3 protein-coding genes and 1 pseudogene are annotated in these 6,299 nt (G+C 69.7%); 1 reads left to right on the top strand and 3 read right to left on the bottom strand.

Annotation, left to right across the window (positions count from 1 at the left end; all coding sequences use genetic code 11):
* The 3 genes and pseudogenes from AB0N89_RS40860 to AB0N89_RS40850 all read right to left on the bottom strand — a co-directional run.
* Positions 1-95, bottom strand: a pseudogene (locus AB0N89_RS40860) (cold shock domain-containing protein); the annotation flags it as partial.
* A 102-nt stretch (positions 96-197) separates the two neighbouring features.
* Positions 198-1,829: a carboxylesterase family protein gene (locus AB0N89_RS40855; protein ID WP_364217086.1), complete on the bottom strand. Its 1,632-nt coding sequence runs from the start codon at positions 1,827-1,829 to the stop codon at positions 198-200.
* Positions 1,830-2,114: 285 nt separating this feature from the next.
* Complete coding sequence (locus AB0N89_RS40850) at positions 2,115-5,564, bottom strand: indolepyruvate ferredoxin oxidoreductase family protein (RefSeq protein ID WP_364217084.1); 3,450 nt, start codon at positions 5,562-5,564, stop codon at positions 2,115-2,117.
* Positions 5,565-5,727: 163 nt separating this feature from the next.
* On the opposite strand from AB0N89_RS40850, the gene AB0N89_RS40845 reads away from it, so the two are divergent.
* The gene (locus AB0N89_RS40845; RefSeq protein WP_364217081.1) at positions 5,728-6,195 is read left to right on the top strand and encodes an Lrp/AsnC family transcriptional regulator; all 468 of its coding nucleotides are present in this window, start codon (positions 5,728-5,730) and stop codon (positions 6,193-6,195) included.
* The last annotated feature ends 104 nt before the right edge of the window (positions 6,196-6,299 follow it).

The following is a 6,299-nucleotide window of genomic DNA, read 5'->3' as shown; positions in this document are numbered from 1 at the left end:
TCCGCCGCCTGACTCCGCCCGTCACGGCCGGACTGGACTTCGAATTCCACGCGGTCACCCTCGTCGAGCGTCCGGAATCCGTCGGCCTGAATGGCGGGTTCTAGCCCGAATCGCCACTCACGATCCTCCTCGCCCGGGCAACTCCTTTTGGGCCGTCGGACACCCGCCGCGACGCGGCGTCCTCCGGTACTTCCGGGCTAGCGACGCTCGTTGAACGGCGTCAGGGGGTCCCAGAGCTTCTCGCAGTTGTGCTGCCGCGGAATCTCGGTGGTGAGCTGGCTGTCACCGGCGGCGTTGAGCGACATGACGACGGGATTGTCCGCGGTGTAGGGCTCCCACCGGGGTGTGCCGTCCACGGTGGGATTGCCGGTGCGGGCGAATCCGGACCACTGCGCGATCAGCTGGTCGGACAGGACCTGCTGATTGGGGGTGAGCTTGGTGGCACCCGGGAACAGCAGCAACATTTCGGCGACGTGATACGCGCCGTTCGGTTTCGTGGCGTCGAGGAAGAACTGCGGCGGAACGTCCGTGTCGTCGAACTGATAGGCGAACACCGGGATGTGCTTCGCCAGCCGTTCGGCGTTGAGGACGGAGGGGCAGACCGAGTTGGAGTCGGCCACGATGGTCCGATAGGCGAGGAACGGGGCGGGCGTCGGGAACCGCTTCAGCGGATAGGTCCGGCGGACCGTGGCCGCGTGCTCGCCGTACTGCTGGCGCACCAGGTTCTCGTAGTCGGCCGGGGTCGACGCGGACGGCAGCTGGGTCTCGTCGCGGTCCACACCGTGGATCAGCGCGACGTCGTTGACGTGCCCGGTGGCGAAGGCCTCCCCTGGCGACATCGGCAGGAACTTCCCGTCCACGATCGGCGCCACCGTGCCGTTGCCGGGCTCCCGCCCGTGATCCGCCTGTTTCAGCAGGGCGGCGGCGGGCACCTTGCGCAGACACGCGGCGGCTTCGGCCGCGACGCCGCAGCCGACACCGCCGGCGAACTTCGCCCCGGCGCTGTGCGCCTGTTCCTCGGTCGGCAGTTTCGCCTTGCAATCCTGGGCCTGCCAGACGGTGTCCACGCCGAGCAGCGAGTTGTACTCCCCGCTTTGGGCGATACCGCGCTGGAACAGTCCCGCCGAACTCGGCGCCGCCGTCTGGGCGCAAACGCTCGAGCCACCCGCGGAAGCACCGTAGATCGTGACGTTGCGCGGGTCGCCGCCGAACCGCGAGATGTTGCGCTGAACCCAGCGCAACGCGGCCTGCTGATCCAGCAAGCCGTAGTTCCCGGCGTGCTCGCCGAATCCCTCGTGGGCCAGGAAACCGAAGATCCCGAGCCGGTAGTTGACCTCCACGCTGATGACGTTGCCCCCGGTCACCAGGCGGCTGGCGTCCTGTGGCTTCAACAAAAGGAACCCGCCGCCGTGGATCTGCACCATCACCGCGAGCGGCCCGGGCCCCCGTTTGGCGGGCACGCGGACGGTCAGGTTGAGGCAGTCCTCGTTGTCCGTGCCCGGACCCACGCTCGCCGGTTGCGCGCACTGGTTGCCCTCGGTGGTCGCCGGGAAGGTCTCGGTCCACGGGGCAGGCCGGCGCGGCGCCTTCCAGCGCAGTTCCCCGGTCGGCGGCGCGCCGTAGCGGATCCCCTGCCACGACGTGACTTCGGCGCCCTTGACACCGCACACCGGACCGTCGTCGATCGTCACCGTGGTGCCCGGCGAGCAGACCGGCGCGGGTGGGTCCGCCCTGGTCAGGTCACTGGCCAGGGACGCCGTACCGGTCATCGGCGTCGCGATCATCACGGTGGCCGCCACGGCGGCGGCCACCTTTCGGTCGACTCTCATCCGTCCTCCTTCACTCCCGACGGCCGCGAAGGACCGATCGGAAGATTCGCGATACACGGCCCACCGGGAACGGGCACGACGAAGACAGTGCGCGTCTCCCGGTGTTTCCAGTCTGGCCGTGCCCCCGAAGGGCACAACCCCCGTTCGGCCGCCCGGGAATTGTCAATTCCCGGGACTTAATGGTCTTTGACGGGGGCGGGCACGAATATCGAAGGAAGCCCGAAAATCATCGCCGAATAAAATATACCGGTCATCGGGAATAAGGGAATTCAACGATCGTCCCGCTCATCGGCGCGCTCCGAGCCGTTCACCCGGCACGAGATCGGCGAGGAGCGTGGACTGCTCCCGGCGATACGCCTCGACGTTCGCCAGTTTGACGTCCTCGTAACCGCGGACCAGGTCGGGCAGTTCGGCCAGGGCCAGCAGCCTGCCGCGATCGGCGTCCTCGGTGCCGAACGCGGTGAGGATCGTGTCCCGGTACTGCGTGACGAGTTCCCGCTCCACCTTCCGCACGCGCGCCTTGCCGAACAGGTCCCAGCGCGTCCCGCGCAGCTTCCGCGCGGCGCGCAGCGCGACGAACACCGGGCGGAACTTCGGGCCCAGCGCGATCTTCCGCTTCATCCCCAGCGCGCGGAGCACCGGCGGGTGCAGGCGGTAGGCGTAGCGGCTGCCCACGCCGAACTCCGCCTCGATCCCCGCGATCACGGCGGGATCGAGCGAAAGCCGCGCGACCTCGTACTCGTCCTTGTACGCCATCAGTTTGTGCAGATTGCGCGCCACCGCCTCGGTGACGGCGGTCGAGTCCCCTTCCAGGACCCGGACCCGCTCGACGAACTCGGCGTACTCCCGCGCGTAGCGAACGTTCTGGTACTGAACGAGTTCGGGGACGCGGATGTCCAGCAGTCGCGCGAGTTCCGAACCCGGCTCGGCGTGCACGAGCGCGCGGGCGCGGAGGGTGGCCGCCGACGGGGCCGGCGTCGCCGCGACTGCGGGCGGGGCGACCGCCGCGTGCAGTGCGTCGGGATCGGCGACGAGCTGCCTGCCGCGCCGGAACGCCTGGAGATTGCCCGCGACGGCGACCCCGTTGAGCTCGATCGCGCGTTCCAGGCTGGCCGCGTCCAGCGGGATGGCGCCGGTCTGGTGCGCCGCGCCGAGCTGGAGGATGTTGGCGAACTGGTCGTCGTCGAACAGGGTTTCGGCCAGCGCCCGCGCGTCGAGCGCCACGGTCCGCGCCGCGTTGTCCGTGATCGCGCCGCGGACGGCCGCCGCGTCGGGGAAGGACACGGTGGTGTCGACGACCATCCGGCCGGTCGGCACTTCGGTCGTGGAGACCACGGCGGTGGTCCGGCCGGGATCGGCCACCGTCAGATGCGCTGGGTCGGCGCCGACGAGGACGTCGCAGGCCAGGTAGAGATCGCATTCCCCGGCGGCGAGTTTCGGCGCCTGCGGCGTCGGCTCGGCGGTGATCTTCAGATCCGAGACGACGGCGCCGCCCTTCTGCGCGAGCCCGGTCTGGTCCAGGGTCCGGACCTGCTTGCCCTCGATCACGGCGGCCGTGGCGAGGATCTGCGCGACGGTGACCACACCGGTCCCGCCGACCCCGGTGATCCGCACGGTGAAGTCGGTGCCACCGGTCACGGGCTCGGGCAGCTCGGCCGCGCTGATCTCCCCGGCCCGCCGACGGTGTTTCCGCCCGGTGGGCACCACCGTCATGAACGAGGGGCAATCCCCCGCCAGGCACGAGTAGTCCACGTTGCACGACGACTGGTGGATCGTGGTCTTGCGGCCGAATTCGGTGCTGACCGGCTGCACGGAAAGGCAGTTCGACTTCTCGCCGCAGTCGCCGCATCCCTCGCACACGCGTTCGTTGATCACGACCTTGGTGGCCGGGGTGTCCAGCTTGCCGCGACGCCGTTTGCGGCGCTTCTCCGCGGCGCATTCCTGGTCGTGGATGAGCACGGTCACGCCGGGGATGCCGGCCAGTTCCTCTTGCGTGCTCAGCAGTTCGTCACGATGCCGGACCTCGACACCGCCGGGCAGGCTGACGTTGCGGAACCGCTTCGGTTCGTCGCTGGTGATGAACACCTTGGCGACGCCTTCGACCAGCAGCAGCGACGCCAGCCGGTCCACCGGGAGCCCGCCGACGGCGTCCTGGCCGCCGGTCATCGCGACGGTCGCGTTGTAGAGGATCTTGTAGGTGATGTTCACCCCGGCGGCCACCGCGGCCCGCACCGCGAGGCTGCCGGAGTGGGTGAACGTGCCGTCGCCGATGTTCTGCACGAAATGCGAGGCGTCGACGAACGGCTCCATGCCGAGCCACTGGGCGCCCTCGCCGCCCATCTGGGTCAGGCCGACCACGTCGCCGACCTGCTCCGGTTCCATGAACAGCGCCATCGCGTGGCAGCCGATGCCCCCGCCGACGACGGTGCCCTCGGGCACCTTGGTCGAGGAGTTGTGCGGGCAGCCGGAGCAGAAGTACGGCGTCCTGGTCAGCAACGGGATCGAGATGCGCTCGCGGCGGCGTTGCTGCCGCCACGCGGTCACCGACGGGATTTCGTGGTGCGCGTTCAGCCGTCCGGCCAGCACCCTGGCGACGGCGTCCGGGTCGAGTTCGCCGAGTTCGGTGCACAGGGTCCGGCCGTCGGGACCGGTCTTGCCGTACACGGCCGGCGCCCCGGCGGTGCCGTAAAGCACCTCCTTGATCGCCGACTCGACGAACGAGCGCTTCTCCTCCACCACGACGATCTCGCTCAGGCCGTCGGCGAACCGGCGGACGATCGACGGTTCGAGCGGATGGATGACGCCGAGCTTGAGGATCCGGATCCCGTGCCGGGACAACGCTTCCGCGTCCAGGCCAAGCAGCCGCAGCGCCTGCATGAGGTCCAAATAGGACTTTCCGGCGGTGACGATGCCGACGCGGTCCGCAGGCCCTTCCTGGACGATCCGGTTGACCCCGCTCGCCCGCACGTACTCGACGGCGAGCGGCAGGCGTTCGGTGTACAGGCTGCGTTCGAGCGCCATCAGCGTGGTCCCGAGCAGCCGGGAGCTGGGCTTGTGCCGGTACGCGGGCAGCGCGAGCTCAGGCGCCGTCCACCGCGGCCGGACCTGGGCGGTGCTCGCGGCGTCGGCCACGTTCGCCACGAGTTTCATCGACGACCACAGCCCGCTCGCCCTGGACAGCTCGACGGCGTGCAGCCCGAAGTCCAGCACGTCCTGGGAGTCGGACGGGAAGAACACGGGCATGGCGAGGTCGGCGAGCGCGAGCTCGGAGGCGCAGGGCACCGACGAGGACTTGGCGTTCGGGTCGTCGCCGACCAGCGCCACCGCGCCGCCCGCCGGGTCGGTGCCCGCGAGGTTGGCGTGCCGCAGGGCGTCGGTCGCCCGGTCGAGGCCGGGTGCCTTGCCGTACCAGAAGCCGGTGACCCCACCGGGTGACGAACCGACCGACGCGGTGAGCTGGCTGCCCATGACCGCCGTCGCGGCGATTTCCTCGTTCAGTCCCGGCCGGTGCACGACGTCGTGCTTGTCGAGCAGGACGGAGCGGCGGCCGAGTTCGAGGTCGTACCCGGCCAGCGGCGAACCCTCGTACCCGGAGACGAACACGGCGGGCGACGCCCCGGCGGCGCGATCGTGCCGCACCCGGTCGAACAGCATCCTGACCAGCGCCTGGACCCCGCTGAGATAGACGGTGCCGTCCTCCCGCAGATAGCGGTCCTCCAACGTGAACTGCTCCACCAGACCTGCCTCCTTCGGCACCCCCGCGTGACGTCACGACAGAAGACCCGACCGCGCCGGGCCGTCGCAACAAGCGGCAGTCTATTGACCCCCTGCGCGCAAAAAATCCGGCCCATCTTCGTCGGTAGCCGATATCCGTTGCGTCTGCGTACCATCTCGGCTCATGGCGGACCAGCTCATCGACGAGACCGATCGCGAGATCCTCGAACTGCTTCGGGAAGACGCCCGGCGCACCCTGGGGGACATCGGCGCCCGCGTCACGCTGTCCACCGCGGCGGTCAAACGCCGCATCGACCGCATGCAGGAGAACGGCGTCATCGTCGGGTACACCGTCCAGATCGACCACGCCAAACTCGGCTGGGGCATCGAGGCGTTCACCGAACTGCGATTCACCGGGACCACCAAGGTCGGCGAGATCGTCCGCACGACCACCCGGATGCCCGAGGCCCAGGCGGTGTTCACCATCGCGGGAGACCCCGACGCGCTCGTCTGGCTGCGGGTCCGGGACATGGGCCATCTCCAGCGCACGATCGACGAGATCAGGCGGCATCACCAGGTGACGGGCACGAAGACGCTGATGGTGCTGGAGTCGTGGACGCGCGGCCAGCAGTGGCCCCAGTCCGACGTCTGATCCCGTGGGGGGTGGGTGGGGGGTGGGGGGTTTAAACCGAAAGCCGCCGACCAACCACCCGGGCCCCGCCCCCCCAACAACCCCGCCCCCCACACCGCCGGGGT

This window comes from Amycolatopsis sp. NPDC089917, assembly GCF_040684635.1.
Taxonomy (GTDB): domain Bacteria; phylum Actinomycetota; class Actinomycetes; order Mycobacteriales; family Pseudonocardiaceae; genus Amycolatopsis.
This window is presented reverse-complemented; position numbering and strand designations above follow the sequence as displayed.